The 14654-nt window shown below is 70.8% G+C and carries 15 protein-coding genes; 9 read left to right on the plus strand and 6 right to left on the minus strand.

Annotated features, from left to right (window positions below):
- Positions 1 to 87: 87 nt before the first annotated feature.
- Together G3I40_RS40265 and G3I40_RS40270 are read right to left on the minus strand one after the other, a co-directional pair.
- A complete protein-coding gene (locus G3I40_RS40265; protein ID WP_164559772.1) occupies positions 88 to 837 on the minus strand; it encodes an ROK family protein in 750 nt (249 codons plus the stop codon).
- 50 nt (positions 838 to 887) lie between these two features.
- Positions 888 to 1877, minus strand: coding sequence for a 4-hydroxy-3-methylbut-2-enyl diphosphate reductase (locus G3I40_RS40270; protein WP_164559773.1), 990 nt, complete (start codon positions 1875 to 1877; stop codon positions 888 to 890).
- A 144-nt stretch (positions 1878 to 2021) separates the two neighbouring features.
- Between G3I40_RS40270 and G3I40_RS40275 the strand changes: the two genes are divergently transcribed.
- The 4 genes from G3I40_RS40275 (at position 2022) to G3I40_RS40290 (ending at position 5976) form a co-directional block, all read left to right on the plus strand.
- Positions 2022 to 3395 carry an APC family permease gene (locus tag G3I40_RS40275; protein ID WP_164559774.1) on the plus strand — a complete coding sequence of 458 codons (1374 nt, stop codon included), beginning with the start codon at positions 2022 to 2024 and terminating at the stop codon, positions 3393 to 3395.
- 359 nt (positions 3396 to 3754) lie between these two features.
- Positions 3755 to 4972 (plus strand): exodeoxyribonuclease VII large subunit, encoded by a 1218-nt coding sequence (gene xseA / locus G3I40_RS40280; RefSeq protein WP_164559775.1) that lies wholly within the window; start codon positions 3755 to 3757, stop codon positions 4970 to 4972.
- A gap of 17 nt (positions 4973 to 4989) precedes the next feature.
- Positions 4990 to 5241, plus strand: coding sequence for an exodeoxyribonuclease VII small subunit (locus G3I40_RS40285; protein ID WP_164559776.1), 252 nt, complete (start codon positions 4990 to 4992; stop codon positions 5239 to 5241).
- 144 nt (positions 5242 to 5385) lie between these two features.
- Positions 5386 to 5976 (plus strand): malonic semialdehyde reductase, encoded by a 591-nt coding sequence (locus tag G3I40_RS40290; RefSeq protein ID WP_164559777.1) that lies wholly within the window; start codon positions 5386 to 5388, stop codon positions 5974 to 5976.
- A gap of 100 nt (positions 5977 to 6076) precedes the next feature.
- Here the strand turns inward: G3I40_RS40290 and G3I40_RS40295 are convergent, their stop codons facing one another.
- Positions 6077 to 6619, minus strand: coding sequence for a DUF4245 domain-containing protein (locus tag G3I40_RS40295; RefSeq protein ID WP_164559778.1), 543 nt, complete (start codon positions 6617 to 6619; stop codon positions 6077 to 6079).
- Between the two features lie 246 nt (positions 6620 to 6865).
- Here G3I40_RS40295 and glpX point away from each other — a divergent pair, with 246 nt between their 5' ends.
- Entirely contained in the window at positions 6866 to 7900 is a 1035-nt protein-coding gene (gene glpX / locus G3I40_RS40300; protein ID WP_164559779.1) for a class II fructose-bisphosphatase, read from the plus strand.
- An 85-nt stretch (positions 7901 to 7985) separates the two neighbouring features.
- Here the strand turns inward: glpX and G3I40_RS40305 are convergent, their stop codons facing one another.
- Together G3I40_RS40305 and G3I40_RS40310 are read right to left on the minus strand one after the other, a co-directional pair.
- Complete coding sequence (locus G3I40_RS40305; protein WP_164559780.1) at positions 7986 to 8360, minus strand: WhiB family transcriptional regulator; 375 nt, start codon at positions 8358 to 8360, stop codon at positions 7986 to 7988.
- Positions 8361 to 8514: 154 nt separating this feature from the next.
- Positions 8515 to 9189 (minus strand): DUF1707 and DUF2154 domain-containing protein, encoded by a 675-nt coding sequence (locus G3I40_RS40310; protein WP_164559781.1) that lies wholly within the window; start codon positions 9187 to 9189, stop codon positions 8515 to 8517.
- A gap of 163 nt (positions 9190 to 9352) precedes the next feature.
- Here G3I40_RS40310 and G3I40_RS40315 point away from each other — a divergent pair, with 163 nt between their 5' ends.
- A complete protein-coding gene (locus G3I40_RS40315; protein ID WP_164559782.1) occupies positions 9353 to 11026 on the plus strand; it encodes a fumarate hydratase in 1674 nt (557 codons plus the stop codon).
- Between the two features lie 10 nt (positions 11027 to 11036).
- On the opposite strand, the gene G3I40_RS40320 is transcribed toward G3I40_RS40315, so the two are convergent.
- Positions 11037 to 11411, minus strand: coding sequence for a VOC family protein (locus G3I40_RS40320; RefSeq protein ID WP_164559783.1), 375 nt, complete (start codon positions 11409 to 11411; stop codon positions 11037 to 11039).
- Between the two features lie 98 nt (positions 11412 to 11509).
- Between G3I40_RS40320 and G3I40_RS40325 the strand changes: the two genes are divergently transcribed.
- The 3 genes from G3I40_RS40325 (at position 11510) to G3I40_RS40335 (ending at position 14492) form a co-directional block, all read left to right on the plus strand.
- Positions 11510 to 12904 (plus strand): class II fumarate hydratase, encoded by a 1395-nt coding sequence (locus G3I40_RS40325; protein WP_164559784.1) that lies wholly within the window; start codon positions 11510 to 11512, stop codon positions 12902 to 12904.
- 91 nt (positions 12905 to 12995) lie between these two features.
- The gene (locus G3I40_RS40330; protein WP_164559786.1) at positions 12996 to 13667 is read left to right on the plus strand and encodes a DUF402 domain-containing protein; all 672 of its coding nucleotides are present in this window, start codon (positions 12996 to 12998) and stop codon (positions 13665 to 13667) included.
- Between the two features lie 165 nt (positions 13668 to 13832).
- Positions 13833 to 14492: a class I SAM-dependent methyltransferase gene (locus tag G3I40_RS40335; protein WP_239092228.1), complete on the plus strand. Its 660-nt coding sequence runs from the start codon at positions 13833 to 13835 to the stop codon at positions 14490 to 14492.
- Positions 14493 to 14654 lie beyond the last annotated feature (162 nt).

Below are 14654 nucleotides of genomic sequence, written 5' to 3' on the forward strand. Positions count from 1 at the left end.
ACCCCCTCGCCCAGGCCCGCGTCCAAGGCCCCCGGGCCGCGCCGACGCACCGCGTAGGGCACGCACACGCACATATCGACGGCCGGGCTACATGCGCGATGCCGTCATCGCCGCTCCCACGATCCCCGCGTTGTTCTGCAGCTGTGCCGGGACGATCTCGGCCTTGATGCCCTCGATGAGCGGCAGGAACTTGTGCGCCTTGCGGCTGATGCCGCCGCCGATGACGAACAGCTCGGGCGAGAAGAGCATCTCCACGTGTGCCAGGTACTTCTGCACGCGGCGCGCCCAGTGCTCCCAGCTCAGGTCGTGGTCCTCCTTGGCCTTGGTGGAGGCGCGGTGCTCGGCGTCGTGGCCGTCGAGCTCCAGGTGGCCCAGCTCGGTGTTCGGCACGAGGATCCCGTCGCTGAACAGGGCGCTGCCGATGCCCGTGCCGAAGGTGAGCAGCAGCACCGTGCCCTTGCGGCCGCGGCCCGCGCCGAAGTGCATCTCGGCGACGCCCGCGGCGTCCGCGTCGTTGAGCACGGTGACGGGCAGGCCGCCGAGCTTCTCGCCGAGCAGGGCGCGGGCGTCGACGTCGATCCAGCTCTTGTCGACATTGGCCGCGGTGCGGATCGTGGCGCCGTCGGTGACGACGCCGGGGAAGGTGATGCCGACCCGGTCGCAGCCGCCCTCGAAGTTCTCCACGACCTGCTTGACGCCCTCGGCCACCGCGTCGGGCGTGGCCGGGTGCGGGGTCAGCACCTTGAACCGCTCCTGGGCGAGGTCTCCGCGCTCCAGGTCGACCGGGGCGCCCTTGATCCCGGATCCGCCGATGTCCACACCGAAGATCTTCTCCATGGACTCCACGTTACGACGCGGGACCGACAGTCACTTGTCGAGGCCCTTCCTCAGCGGCTGCCCTTCATCAGCGACTCCGCCTCGGCGCGCAGGTCGCGGCGCAGTTCCTTGGGCAGCGAGAAGGTGATGGACTCCTCGGCGGCCTTGACGATCTCCACGTCCGCGTAGCCGCGCTGCGAGAGGTACTCCAGGACCTCCTCGACGAGGACGTCGGGGACGGAGGCGCCCGAGGTGACGCCGACCGTGCCCACGCCCTCCAGCCAGCTCTCGTCGATCTCGCTCGCGTAGTCCACGAGGTACGCGTCCTTGGCCCCCGCCAGCTTGGCGACCTCGACGAGACGCACGGAGTTCGAGGAGTTGCGCGAGCCGACGACGATGACGAGGTCGGCCTCGGCGCCCATCTGCTTCACGGCGAGCTGACGGTTCTGCGTGGCGTAGCAGATGTCGTCGCTGGGCGGCGAGACGAGTCCCGGGAACTTGGTCTTGAGGGCGTCGACGGTCTCCATGGTCTCGTCGACCGACAGCGTGGTCTGGGAGAGCCAGACGACCTTGTCCGGATCGCGGACCTCGACCTTGGCGACGTCCTCGGGGCCGTCCACCAGCGTGATGTGGTCGGGGGCCTCGCCGGAGGTGCCGATGACCTCCTCGTGGCCCTCGTGGCCGATCAGGAGGATGTCGAAGTCGTCGTTGGCGTAGCGGATCGCTTCCTTGTGCACCTTGGTGACGAGGGGGCAGGTCGCGTCGATGGTGGCGAGCCTGCCGCGCTCGGCCTCCTCGTGGACGGTCGGGGCGACGCCGTGCGCGGAGAACATCACGATGGAGCCCTCGGGGACCTCTTCGGTCTGTTCGACGAAGACGGCGCCCTTTCGCTCCAGCGTCTGCACGACGTACTTGTTGTGCACGATCTCGTGGCGGACATAGATCGGGGCCCCGTACTGCTCCAGGGCTTTCTCGACGGCGATCACGGCACGGTCCACACCGGCGCAGTAGCCCCGGGGGGCGGCGAGCAGGACGCGGCGGGAGCCAGTCGTAGCAGTCATGTCCCCCATCGTAAGGCTGGTCCGGACGGGCCGGAGATCCCCCGCGGGGTAGGTCCTCGACAGGCCGGAAACCGCGGACTTACAGAGACTGGGGGTCTGTGCACGGCCCACCGGCGACGCGACCGGGCTACATACGGAGGCGAGATGTCCGCCGACATCACCCATGAAGGACATGAAGAGCGGGAAGGGACGGCGCTGCGGCGGAGTCTCGGTTTCCGGGACCTCGTGGTCTACGGACTGCTCTTCATCGCCCCCATGGCGCCGGTCGGCGTCTTCGGCACTCTGGACGCGAAGTCGCACGGCGCCGTCGCGCTGGTCTACGTCGTCGCGACGATCGCGATGGCGTTCACCGCATTCAGCTACGCGCAGATGGTGCGGGTCGCCCCCCGGGCGGGTTCGGTCTACGCCTACGCGCGCGTGGGCCTCGGCAAGGAGGCGGGTTTCGTCGCGGGCTGGATGGCGATGCTGGACTATCTGCTGATCCCGGCGGTGGCCTATCTCTTCTCGGGCATCGCGATGAACTCCCTGGTCCCCTCGGTGTCCCGCTGGGTGTGGACGGCGCTCGCGGTGGTCATCACCACGCTCCTGAACCTGTGGGGCGTGCGGGCCGCGGCCCGGGTCGGCTTCGCGGTGCTGGCCCTGGAGATCGTGGTGCTGCTGGTCTTCGTGGTCTCGGCGATCGTCGTGCTGGCCCGCGACGGGGCGCAGCGCGACTGGCTGTCGCCGCTGACCGGGGACGGGACGCAGGGCGCGTTCGCGCTGTCCGCGGTGATCGGCGCGGTGTCGGTGGCGGTGCTGTCCTATCTGGGCTTCGACGCGATCGCGACGTTCGCGGAGGAGGTGACGGGCGGCTCGGCGAAGGTGGCGCGGGCGGTGCTGTTCTGTCTGGTGTTCACCGGTGTGCTGTTCGTGCTGCAGACGTACCTGGTGGCGCTGCTGGAGCCGACGACTTCGGCGCAGCTGGCGGCCGATCCGGGCAAGCAGGGCTCGGCGTTCTACGACGCCGTGGACACGTCGGTGGGCGGGTGGCTGCACGATCTGGTGGCGGTGAGCAAGGCGATCGGCGCGGCGTTCGCGGCGCTGGCCGGGCAGGCCGCCGCGGGCCGGCTGCTGTTCGCGATGGCCCGTGACCGGCGGCTGCCGAAGGCGCTGTCCCGCACCGATTCGGGCGTGCCGCGCGCGGCGCTGCTGGTGGCCGCGGTGATCACGCTGGTCGCGGCGGTCTGGGCGGCCCGGCGCGACGACGGCCTCGACCACCTGACCTCCGTGGTCGACATCGGCGCCCTGAGCGCCTTCACGCTGCTGCACGCGAGCGTGGTCGGCTATTTCGCGGTACGCCGCCGGGGAGGCGCCGTCAGCTGGTGGCGGCACCTGCTGATCCCGGTGCTCGGCGCGGCGATCACCGTCGCGGTGATCGTGGAGGCGTCCGGCATCGCCCAGGTGGTCGGCGCGATCTGGCTGGCTGTCGGACTCGCGGTGCTGGTGGCGCAACGGGGCCGGTCCGCGGACCCGGCCTAGACCGCCCGCGGCCCGCCCGAGCGGATTTCGCCGGGTCCGGCAGTCGCCTCACATCCGGCCGGGCAGGCCACGCGGCACGAGGCCCCGACACAGGCCACCTCACGGACGCCCCCCACCCGGCCCGAGCGGATTTCTCCCGGGTCGGCAGTCGCCTCACATCCGGCCGACCCGGCCACGCGGCACGAGGCCCCGGCACAGGCCACCTCACGGACGCCCCCACCCGGCCCGAGCGGGATTTCGCCGAGCCGACGCTGCGGGCACCCTCCGCCCGCCCCGGGCCGACGCCCAGCGGGGCCGAGACGCGGGGCCCGGTCGTCGGACGGGTCGGGATGTCGGTGCCGGCGGATACCCTCGCCCCCATGGCTGCCAACACGTCCCCGGACGCCCCGCTCCCCGTAGGCGAGGTCTCCCGTCTCATCGGCGGGTGGATCGAGCGCCTCGGCGCCGTGTGGGTCGAGGGCCAGATCACGCAGCTGTCCCGCAGGCCCGGCGCCGGCGTGGTGTTCCTGACGCTGCGCGACCCGTCGTACGACATCTCGGTCTCGGTCACCTGCTACCGGCAGGTGTTCGACGCGGTGGCGGACGTGGTGACGGAGGGCTCCCGGGTCGTCGTGCACGCGAAGCCGGAGTGGTACGCGCCGCGCGGCCAGCTGTCGCTGCGGGCCGCCGAGATCCGCCCGGTCGGCGTGGGTGAACTGCTCGCCCGCCTGGAGCAGTTGAAGAAGTCCCTCGCCAAGGAAGGGCTCTTCGCCGCCGACCGCAAGAAGGCGCTGCCCTTCCTGCCGCAGCTCATCGGCCTGGTCTGCGGCCGGGCTTCGGCCGCCGAGCGGGACGTGCTGGAGAACGCGCGGCACCGCTGGCCCGCCGTCCGCTTCGAGGTGCGCAACGTGCCGGTGCAGGGCGTGCACGCGGTGCCGCAGGTCGTCCAGGCGGTCAAGGAACTGGACGCGATCGACGACGTCGACGTGATCATCGTGGCGCGGGGCGGCGGCAGCGTGGAGGACCTGCTGCCGTTCTCCGACGAACAGGTGGTGCGGGCGGTGGCGTCCTGCCGTACGCCCGTCGTCTCCGCGATCGGCCACGAGCCCGACAATCCGCTCCTCGACCACGTCGCCGACCTGCGTGCCTCGACGCCGACCGACGCCGCCAAGAAGGTGGTGCCGGACGTCGGCGAGGAGTACGAGCGGGTGCGCTGGCTGCGGGACCGGGCGCGGCGCAGCGTGGAGGCGTTCGTCGACCGCGAGGAGCGGGGACTGGCCTCGGCGCTCGCCCGGCCCTCGATAGAGGACCCGCACCGCATGGTCGACGAGCGCGAGGAGCAGGTGGCGGCGCTGGCCGGGCGCGCACGCCGCACGCTCGGCCACCTCCTGGACCGCGCCGAGTCCGAACTGACGCACACGCACGCACGCGTGGTCGCTCTCTCACCGGCGGCCACGCTCAAGCGCGGTTACGCGGTGCTGCAGAGGCCGGACGGCCATGTGGTGCGCGATCCGGGCGAGTTGGCGCCCGACGAGCGGCTGCGGGCCCGGGTCGCCGAGGGCGAGTTCACCGTACAAGTCACCGAACACGAAGCATGAGGACGGACACCACCACGATGGCAACGACGAAGACGGCCGACGAGGCGCTCGGTTACGAGCAGGCGCGGGACGAACTGATCGATGTCGTACGACGGTTGGAGGCCGGCGGCACGTCATTGGAGGAGTCCCTCGCACTGTGGGAGCGCGGCGAGGAGCTGGCGAAGGTCTGCCGCCGCTGGCTGGACGGGGCCCGCGCCCGGCTCGACGCGGCGCTGGCCGAGGACGCGGAGGGCGAGGGCGCGCCGGGGGACGGCTCCGAGGAGGAGTGAGGCCGCGCGCGGGGCGCTTGTGAACAGGGTCACGAGAGAGTTTGTTGAAAGTTGAACCTCAGTCGGCGTACTGTCGGAGTCACCGGCTGATCCGGACGGATCGGATCACCGCAGCCATCACATCCGTACCGAGAAGGTTGATCGATGTCTCTCGTTCTTGACCCCGCCGCCCAGGACCTGCTCTTCCGCGAGGCCCGCACCGCGAACACCTTCACCGACGAGCCGGTGACCGACGAGCAGGTTCAGGCGATCTACGACCTGGTCAAGTACGGCCCGACCGCCTTCAACCAGTCGCCGCTGCGCATCACCCTGGTCCGCTCCCCCGAGGCCCGCGAGCGCCTCGTGCAGCACATGGCCGAGGGCAACCGGCCGAAGACCGCCGCCGCCCCGCTGGTCGCGATCCTCTCCGCGGACAACGAGTTCCACGAGGAGCTTCCGGCGCTCTTCCCGCACTTCCCCGCCGCCAAGGACGCCTTCTTCTCGGAGCGCCCGGTCCGCGAGCAGGCCGCGCTGGTCAACGCCACGCTGCAGGCCGGCTACTTCATCATGGGCGTGCGCGCCGCCGGCCTGGCCGCGGGCCCGATGACCGGCTTCGACTTCGCCGGCGTCCAGAAGGAGTTCCTGGACGCCGACCACACCCCGCTGATGGTCATCAACATCGGCAAGCCGGGCGACGACGCGTGGTTCCCGCGCTCCCCGCGCCTGGAGCTCGACCAGGTCATCACGACCGTCTGAGCCGACCGCACATCTACGGAAGGGCCCCGCTTCTCTCGAAGCGGGGCCCTTCCGTAGATGTGCGTGCTCGTAACGATGCGCGTACGCGGATGCTCGGGCGCTACGCGGTCTTGTCCTGCTTCATCTCCAGGGATTCGGCCATCTTCGTCAGCTTGTCGAAGCCGGCCGTGCCGGTGACCACCGTCGTGGAGCCCTTCTGCTTCAGGACCAGGGCGTCGTACTTCTCGCCCTTGTAGCGCCGCCACGTCTCGCCGGCGATCGTCTGCGTACGGCTCGTCTCCTTGGCGTCCTGGCTCACCTGGTCGATGAACTCCGCCGTGGACCTGTCCGCCGACTGCTCGATCGCGACGTACTGGCCGTCGGGGTCGAGGAAACCCAGGTGCCAGGCCTCGTTCGAGGCGTCCTTGTAGCGCACCGACGTCGACTTCCAGGCCTTCGGGAGGCCCGTCGGAGCGGCCACCGGGTACGAGGCCGCGCGCCGGGCCGTCAGCAGTTCGACCCGGTAGTCCTTGCGCGGGACCGACGACGAGTCACCGGAGTCGTCGTGCGGGATGAACACGTAGGCGATGCCGGCCCCGACGACGCAGACGCCGAGCGAGAGGACCAGGCTGCCGACCGTCTTCTTGCCATTTCTTCCTGCCACGCGCCCCATCGTCGCAGGTCGCCGGATGATCTCTGCCGGGAGGTCCCGAAACGCACGGTCCGGCCCGGTCGGCACCGCTCATCCGTGGGGCACCCTGCTCAGATTGTCGTACGAGCGATAGAGTCCCCTCATCAACCCTCATCCGCCCGCCCGTCTCCCACCACCGCCCTTCTCACGAAGCCCTTCGGGCGCCCCTCCTTATTGGCCGTATCCCGGTGAAATCCCGGAACAGAAAGGTGCGTCTCGATGACCGAGCAACACCAGCTTCCGTCCGCACTCGAGGTCCCCGCAGAGGCCCCGGACCGCAACCTCGCCCTGGAACTCGTCCGGGTCACCGAGGCCGCCGCCATGGCCGCGGGCCGCTGGGTCGGCCGCGGCGAGAAGAACGGGGCGGACGGCGCGGCCGTGCGCGCCATGCGGGCCCTCGTGTCCACCGTGTCGATGAACGGTGTGGTCGTCATCGGCGAGGGCGAGAAGGACGAGGCCCCGATGCTGTTCAACGGCGAGCAGGTCGGGGACGGGACGGGCCCCGAGTGCGACATCGCCGTCGACCCGATCGACGGCACGACGCTCACCGCGAAGGGCATGCCGAACGCGGTCGCCGTGCTCGCCGCCGCCGACCGCGGCACGATGTTCGATCCGTCCGCCGTGTTCTACATGGACAAGCTGGTCGCGGGCCCCGAGGCGGCCGACTACGTGGACATCAACGCCCCGGTCGCGGTGAACATCCGCCGCGTCGCCAAGGCGAAGCGGGCCACCCCCGAGGACGTCACCGTCGTCATCCTCGACCGGCCGCGCCACGAGGGCATCATCAAGGAGGTCCGCGAGGCCGGCGCCCGCATCAAGCTGATCTCCGACGGCGACGTCGCGGGCTCGATCCTCGCCGTCCAGGAGGACAACGGCGTCGACCTGCTCCTCGGCATCGGCGGCACCCCCGAGGGCATCATCTCGGCCTGCGCGATCAAGTGCCTGGGCGGCGTCATCCAGGGCAAGCTGTGGCCCAAGGACGACGAGGAGCGCGGGCGCGCGCTCGACGCGGGCCACGACCTCGACCGCGTGCTGTCCACCGACGACCTGGTCTCCGGCGAGAACGTCTTCTTCGTCGCGACCGGCATCACCGACGGCGAGCTGCTGCCGGGCGTGCGCTACGGCTCCGAGCGGGCCCACACCTCGTCCCTGGTGATGCGCTCGAAGTCCGGCACGATCCGACGGATCGACTCGACGCACCGACTGAGCAAGCTGCGCGCGTACAGCTCGATCGACTTCGAGCGGGCCAAGTAGCGCGACCGGCCCGCATTTTTCGGTTACGCACTCGGGGGCGCCCCTCGCTCGAAGGGCGCCCCCGGTCACGTACGCGTCGGGCAGGTCAGCCGGCGGCCGCCACCGTCGGGGCCGGCGCCGACTTCTGCAGCTCGACCTCGCGGCGGCGCCTGCGCGCCAGCACCACGCGGCGCTCGGCCGCGGTGAGACCGCCCCACACCCCGTACGGCTCCGGCTGGAGCAGGGCGTGCTCGCGGCACTCGACCAGCACGGGACAGCGGGCGCAGACCCGCTTGGCCGCCTCCTCGCGCGACAGGCGTGCGGCGGTGGGTTCCTTGGAAGGGGCGAAGAAGAGTCCCGCCTCGTCGCGCCTGCACACGGCCTCCGTGTGCCACGGTGCGTCCTGATCCCTGTTCCGCACTGGCACCCGCTGCTGCGGAACGGCGGCTACCTGCAGGGACTGATGCGGCGGATGCAGCACGGTCTACTCCTGACGACGGCTTACGACGGCTTTCGCGAGCGAGAGGCGATCGGGAGACGATGCAGCAACCTCTACCCGCTGTGTCGACGCCTATGCACTGAGTTCCGAAGCACGGAAGTTCCCGAGCGCATACAGGAGTTCAGGGCTCGGCAGCTCAGCCGAGGTACTTGCGCATGTGCTTCTCGAGGTTGCGCACGATCCGGCCTTTCTTGGGCTTGGCGTCCACGTTCCCGAGCACGGCGAAGCCGTCCACGTAGACGACGGGGGCCTCGGGGTCCGTCGCGTCCATCGCGTCCACCTCGAAGTTGCCGAGGACGCCGCCGCCGCTGCCGCGCAGCGAGATGTTCTCGGGGACCTTCACCGAGATGTTGCCGAAGACGGAGACCGCCTTGATGTAGACCTCGCGGTGCTCGAAGATCGCCTCGCTGAGATCGATCTCCACGTCGCCGAAGACGGCGTACGCGTGCGTGCGCCGGCCCACGCGCCAGCGGCCCTTGCGGGCGGTGGCGCTGAACACCGCCACCAGGTTCTCGCCGGGCACGGGCGGGATGGTGCCGGGCGCCGGGCGGTCCGGGGCCGGGCCCGCGGCTACGGTGGGGCGGGGCGCCTGCGCGCCGGGCAAGTCCCTTACCAGCGGCTCCAGTTCACCCAGGGTCTTGGCGCGGTAGACGCCGTCGATCCGCTCGGCGTGCTCCTCCGCGTCGAGCCGGCCCTCCGCGAGCGCCTCGCGGAGGATGTCCGCGACGCGGTCGCGGTCGGCATCGGAGGCACGCAGGTCGGTCGGCTCCGCCGCGGGGGCGCTCTGCTGGGGGCGCTTGTGAAGGTCCACGACAGCAGCCTACCCAAACGCGATAGATCGCGACTAGTGGCTGTCCGTCGCGATCGTACGAACTGAGCCTTACCTCACAGACCCGGCCGCGCCGCCAGGTTCTACGCTGGTTGGCGCTGCCAATGGATGCCAGCTGCCACCGGTCGAAAGAGGAATGGGCGAGATGCCTGAGTTCGCGTACACCGATCTGCTCCCCCAGGGCGAGGACACCACGCCGTACCGCCTGGTGACCTCGGAGGGCGTCTCCACCGCCGAGGGGCCGGACGGCCGTACGTTCCTGAAGGTCGAGCCGGAGGCGCTGCGCGCGCTCGCCGAAGAGGCGATCCACGACATCCAGCACTACCTGCGCCCGGCCCACCTCGCCCAGCTGCGTCGCATCGTCGACGACCCCGAGGCGTCGAACAACGACAAGTTCGTGGCGCTCGACCTGCTGAAGAACGCGAACATCGCGGCCGCGGGCGTGCTCCCCATGTGCCAGGACACCGGCACGGCGATCGTCATGGGCAAGCGCGGGCAGAACGTCCTCACCGAAGGTGAGGACGAGAAGGCGCTCAGCAAGGGCATCTACGACGCCTACAAGAACCTGAACCTGCGCTACTCGCAGATGGCCCCGCTGAACATGTGGGACGAGAAGAACACCGGCTCGAACCTGCCCGCGCAGATCGAGCTGTACGCGACCGACGGCGGCGCCTACAAGTTCCTCTTCATGGCGAAGGGCGGCGGCTCGGCCAACAAGTCGTTCCTCTACCAGGAGACGAAGGCCGTCCTGAACGAGGCCTCCATGATGAAGTTCCTGGAGGAGAAGATCCGTTCGCTGGGCACGGCCGCCTGCCCGCCGTACCACCTGGCGATCGTCGTCGGCGGCACGAGCGCCGAGTACGCGCTGAAGACCGCCAAGTACGCGTCCGCGCACTACCTCGACAACGTCCCCTCCGAGGGCTCCGAGCTCGGCCACGGCTTCCGCGACAAGGAGCTGGAGGAGAAGGTCTTCGAGCTGACGCAGAAGATCGGCATCGGCGCGCAGTTCGGCGGCAAGTACTTCTGCCACGACGTGCGCGTGGTGCGCCTGCCGCGGCACGGCGCCTCCTGCCCGGTGGCCATCGCGGTGTCCTGCTCGGCCGACCGCCAGGCCGTCGCGAAGATCACCGCCGAGGGCGTCTTCCTGGAGCAGCTGGAGACGGACCCGGCGCGCTTCCTGCCCGAGACTACGGACGAGCACCTCGACGAGGCGGGCGACGTGGTCTCCGTCGACCTGAACCAGCCGATGGACACGATCCTCGCCGAGCTCACCAAGTACCCGGTGAAGACCCGCCTCTCCCTGAACGGCCCGCTGGTCGTGGCCCGCGACATCGCGCACGCCAAGATCAAGGAGCGGCTGGACGCGGGCGAGGAGATGCCGCAGTACCTGAAGGACCACCCGGTGTACTACGCGGGCCCGGCCAAGACGCCCGAGGGCTACGCGTCCGGTTCGTTCGGCCCGACGACGGCCGGCCGCATGGACTCCTACGTCGAGCAGTTCCAGGCCGCGGGCGGCTCCAAGGTGATGCTCGCCAAGGGCAACCGCAGCAAGCAGGTCACCGACGCGTGCGACGCGCACGGCGGCTTCTACCTCGGCTCCATCGGCGGCCCGGCCGCCCGTCTCGCGCAGGACTGCATCAAGAAGGTCGAGGTCGTCGAGTACGAGGAGCTCGGCATGGAGGCCGTCTGGAAGATCGAGGTCGAGAACTTCCCCGCGTTCATCGTCGTCGACGACAAGGGCAACGACTTCTTCCAGAACCCGGCGCCCGAGCCGACGTTCTCGCACATCCCGGTGCGCCAGGGCTCGCAGCTCTCCTGACGGCCCGGGCTCAGGCGCCCGGCAGGAACAGGCAGAAGAGGTGGCCGTGCGGGTCGCGCAGCACCCGTACGTCGTTCTGCGGCTGGTGGGCCTCCTCCGTCGCCCCCAGCGCACAGGCCCGCTCCGTCTCGGCCTCCAGGTCGTCGACCTGGAGGTCGAGGTGCGCCTGCATCTGCTGACTGCCGGGGCGCTGCGGCCACACCGGCGGGGTGTGGTCGGCCTCCAGCTGGAAACTCAGACCGGGCCGCTCGCGCGCGGGGTCCCGCAGCCGCACCCACTGCGCACTGCGCTCGGCCTCCTCCCAGGCCAGCAGGGCGCGGTAGAAGTCGGCGAGTGCCTGCGGGTCGGGGGTGCCGAGGACAAAGCCTCCGAGCGTCGTCGTCATGGACCACGCCTGCCCGCGACACCGGCATCCGATGCGGCCGGAATACCCGCCGGGTGAGCGACGCTGGCACGGACAGAGCCACGAGGAGGAAGACGAGCATGCCCAACGACGACGGTTTCCGGATCGAGCACGACTCCATGGGTGAGGTACGGGTGCCCGCGGACGCCAAATGGCGGGCGCAGACGCAGCGGGCCGTCGAGAACTTCCCCGTCTCCGGCCAGGGTCTGGAGCGCGCCCACATCGAGGCGCTCGCCCGGATCAAGGCCGCGGCCGCGAAGGTCAACGCGGAACTCGGGGTGCTCGACAAGGACGTCGCCGGGGCCATCGAGGACGCGGCCGCCGAGGTCGCCGGGGGCCGCTGGGACGACGAGTTCCCGGTCGACGTCTTCCAGACGGGCTCGGGCACCTCCTCCAACATGAACACCAACGAGGTCCTGGCGACGCTGGCCACCGAGCGGCTGGGCCGCGACGTCCACCCGAACGACCACGTGAACGCCTCGCAGTCGTCGAACGACGTCTTCCCCTCCTCGATCCACATCGCGGCCACGGCCGCCGTGACCCACGACCTGATCCCGGCCCTGGAGCACCTCGCCGCGTCCCTGGAGCGCAAGTCGGCCGAGTTCGCCGACGTCGTGAAGTCCGGGCGTACGCATCTGATGGACGCGACGCCGGTGACGCTGGGCCAGGAGTTCGGCGGGTACGCGGCGCAGGTCCGCTACGGCGTCGAGCGGCTCACCGCCTCGCTGCCCCGGCTGGCCGAACTGCCCCTGGGCGGCACGGCGGTCGGCACGGGCATCAACACCCCGCCCGGTTTCTCGGCCGCGGTCATCGCGGAGGTGGCGCGGGCGACCGGGCTGCCGCTGACCGAGGCGCGCGACCACTTCGAGGCGCAGGGCGCGCGCGACGGCATCGTGGAGACGAGCGGGCAGCTGCGCACGATCGCGGTCGGCCTGACGAAGATCGCCAACGACCTGCGCTGGGCGGCGTCGGGCCCGCGCACGGGGCTCGCCGAGATCAACCTGCCCGACCTGCAGCCCGGTTCGTCGATCATGCCGGGGAAGGTGAATCCGGTCATTCCCGAGGCGACCCTGATGGTCGCCGCGCAGGTGATCGGCAACGACGCGACGGTGGCCACGGCGGGCGCCGCCGGCAACTTCGAGCTGAACGTGATGCTGCCGGTCATCGCGAAGAACGTCCTGGAGTCGATCCGGCTGCTCACGAACGTCACCCGGCTCCTCGCCGACCGCACCGTGGACGGCATCACCGCCAACCGCGAGCGGGCCCGCGAGTACGCCGAGTCCTCGCCGTCCGTGGTCACGCCGCTCAACAAGTACCTCGGCTACGAGGAGGCCGCCAAGGTCGCCAAGAAGTCGCTCGCCGAGCGCCGCACGATCCGCGAGGTCGTCCTGGACGGCGGGTACGTCGAGCGCGGCGACCTCACCGTCGAGCAGCTCGACGAGGCGCTGGATGTCCTGCGGATGACACGCCCGTGACAGCGGGCGGCACACTGACGTGTTCGTGACGGCGGTCGCAGCGGCGTATGCCCTTGGCACCTAATATCTGTCCATGACAGACGACGACCGGATGAGCGAGGCGGGCGGGCGCTGGGCGCCCGGGGAAGCGATCCTGTGGCGCTATCGCGCCAACGGGGACGATCCCGGGCCCGGCACCTTCCACATCTGCCGCCCCGTCACCGTCGTCCAGGACACCGAGGACCTGCTCGCCGTGTGGATGGCGCCCGGTACCGAGTGCGTCAAGCCGGTGCTCGCCGACGGCACGCCGGTACATCGCGAGCCGCTCGCCACCCGCTACACCAAGCCGCGGGCGCTGCAGCGCGACCGCTGGTTCGGGGCCGGCGTGCTCAAGCTGGCCCGTCCGGCCGAGCCCTGGTCGGTGTGGCTGTTCTGGGAACGCGACTGGGCGTTCCGCAACTGGTACGTGAACCTGGAGGAGCCGCGCACGCGGTGGTCCGGCGGCGTCGACTCCGAGGACCACTTCCTGGACCTGTCGGTGTACCCGGACGGCAGCTGGCGCTGGCACGACGAGGACGAGTTCGCGCAGGCGCAGGCCGTGGGGCTGATGAGCGCCGAACAGGCCCGCTCCGTGCGGGAAGCGGGCCGGGCGGCGGTCGCGGTGATCGAGGACTGGGGGCAGCCGTTCTCGGACGGCTGGCAGCACTGGCGGCCCGATCCCGCGTGGCAGGTCCCGGCGCTTCCGGCCGACTGGGACCGTACGCCCGCGCACGTGTCCTCATGAGACCCTTGATGCGCCCCCAGGGGGGAAACGTAGGATCGTCCTCCGCAAGAGCGCACAGGGGCGCGAGGAGCAGCACGAGGAGCGGCTTTCCCCGCAACTCTTCGCGCGCGCGGCAGGTCTGACACGATGTCAACGAGGCCATCGAGGGGCGGCGGGACCGTGAACATGGGTGGAGCGGACAGGGCGGACCGATCGGGCCAGGCCGCGGCGTTCGACGCGATCGGCGGGCGCTACGACGAGGCCTTCCCGCACAAGGACGGCCAAGTGGCCGCCACCGAGCGGCTCCTGGCGGAGCTGGCGCCCGGCGCGCGGGTGCTCGACGTGGGCTGCGGCACCGGCGTGCCGACGGCCCGCCGGCTCGTGGCGGCGGGGCACCGGGTGGTCGGCGTCGACCTGTCCGCGGGCATGCTGGAGCTGGCCGCGAAGAACGTGCCGGAGGCCGAGTTCCACCACGCCGACCTGACCTCGCTGCACGCCCAAGGACCGGACGGCATCGGCGAGTTCGACGCCGTCACGTGCTTCTTCACCCTGCTGATGCTGCCGCGCGCCGAGATCCCGGGCGCTCTGCGGCTGCTCCGCTCGCTGCTGCGGCCCGATGGCCGGTTGGCGTTGTCCATGGTCGAGGCCGACCTGGACGACGCGGAAATCCCGTTCCTGGGGCACACGATCCGGGTATCCGGATTCCTGCGGGACGAACTGCACCAGGTCGTGCGCGATGCAGGCTTCGAGATCACCGGGGAGGAGACGTACGCGTACGCTCCGGCGAGCACCGACGCCCCACCCGAGCACCAGCTGTTCCTCAACTGCCGGCGCACTGGCCAGTGACACGGCGCGCAGCCCCGGACGGACGGATTCGACACGCGTGACGGAGCACCCCACCTCCCACGAAGGCCGCCATCAAGGCATGGCGGCCCGCCCCGCCGATCCCCGCGGGGCCCTGCGGGGCACCCCGCAGGCGTCCGGCGCCCCGGCCGGTGACGGCGGGCT

The sequence above is a fragment of the Streptomyces sp. SID14478 genome, from assembly GCF_010548525.1.
Classification (GTDB): domain Bacteria; phylum Actinomycetota; class Actinomycetes; order Streptomycetales; family Streptomycetaceae; genus Streptomyces.

Bases quoted from the DNA above. Each gene is read 5' to 3' on its own strand.
- G3I40_RS40265 (WP_164559772.1), bottom strand. From the start codon at position 837: ATGGAGAAGATCTTCGGTGTGGACATCGGCGGATCCGGGATCAAGGGC.
- G3I40_RS40270 (WP_164559773.1), bottom strand. From the start codon at position 1,877: ATGACTGCTACGACTGGCTCCCGCCGCGTCCTGCTCGCCGCCCCCCGG.
- G3I40_RS40275 (WP_164559774.1), top strand. From the start codon at position 2,022: ATGTCCGCCGACATCACCCATGAAGGACATGAAGAGCGGGAAGGGACG.
- xseA (WP_164559775.1), top strand. From the start codon at position 3,755: ATGGCTGCCAACACGTCCCCGGACGCCCCGCTCCCCGTAGGCGAGGTC.
- G3I40_RS40285 (WP_164559776.1), top strand. From the start codon at position 4,990: ATGGCAACGACGAAGACGGCCGACGAGGCGCTCGGTTACGAGCAGGCG.
- G3I40_RS40290 (WP_164559777.1), top strand. From the start codon at position 5,386: ATGTCTCTCGTTCTTGACCCCGCCGCCCAGGACCTGCTCTTCCGCGAG.
- glpX (WP_164559779.1), top strand. From the start codon at position 6,866: ATGACCGAGCAACACCAGCTTCCGTCCGCACTCGAGGTCCCCGCAGAG.
- G3I40_RS40315 (WP_164559782.1), top strand. From the start codon at position 9,353: ATGCCTGAGTTCGCGTACACCGATCTGCTCCCCCAGGGCGAGGACACC.
- G3I40_RS40320 (WP_164559783.1), bottom strand. From the start codon at position 11,411: ATGACGACGACGCTCGGAGGCTTTGTCCTCGGCACCCCCGACCCGCAG.
- G3I40_RS40325 (WP_164559784.1), top strand. From the start codon at position 11,510: ATGCCCAACGACGACGGTTTCCGGATCGAGCACGACTCCATGGGTGAG.
- G3I40_RS40330 (WP_164559786.1), top strand. From the start codon at position 12,996: ATGAGCGAGGCGGGCGGGCGCTGGGCGCCCGGGGAAGCGATCCTGTGG.
- G3I40_RS40335 (WP_239092228.1), top strand. From the start codon at position 13,833: ATGGGTGGAGCGGACAGGGCGGACCGATCGGGCCAGGCCGCGGCGTTC.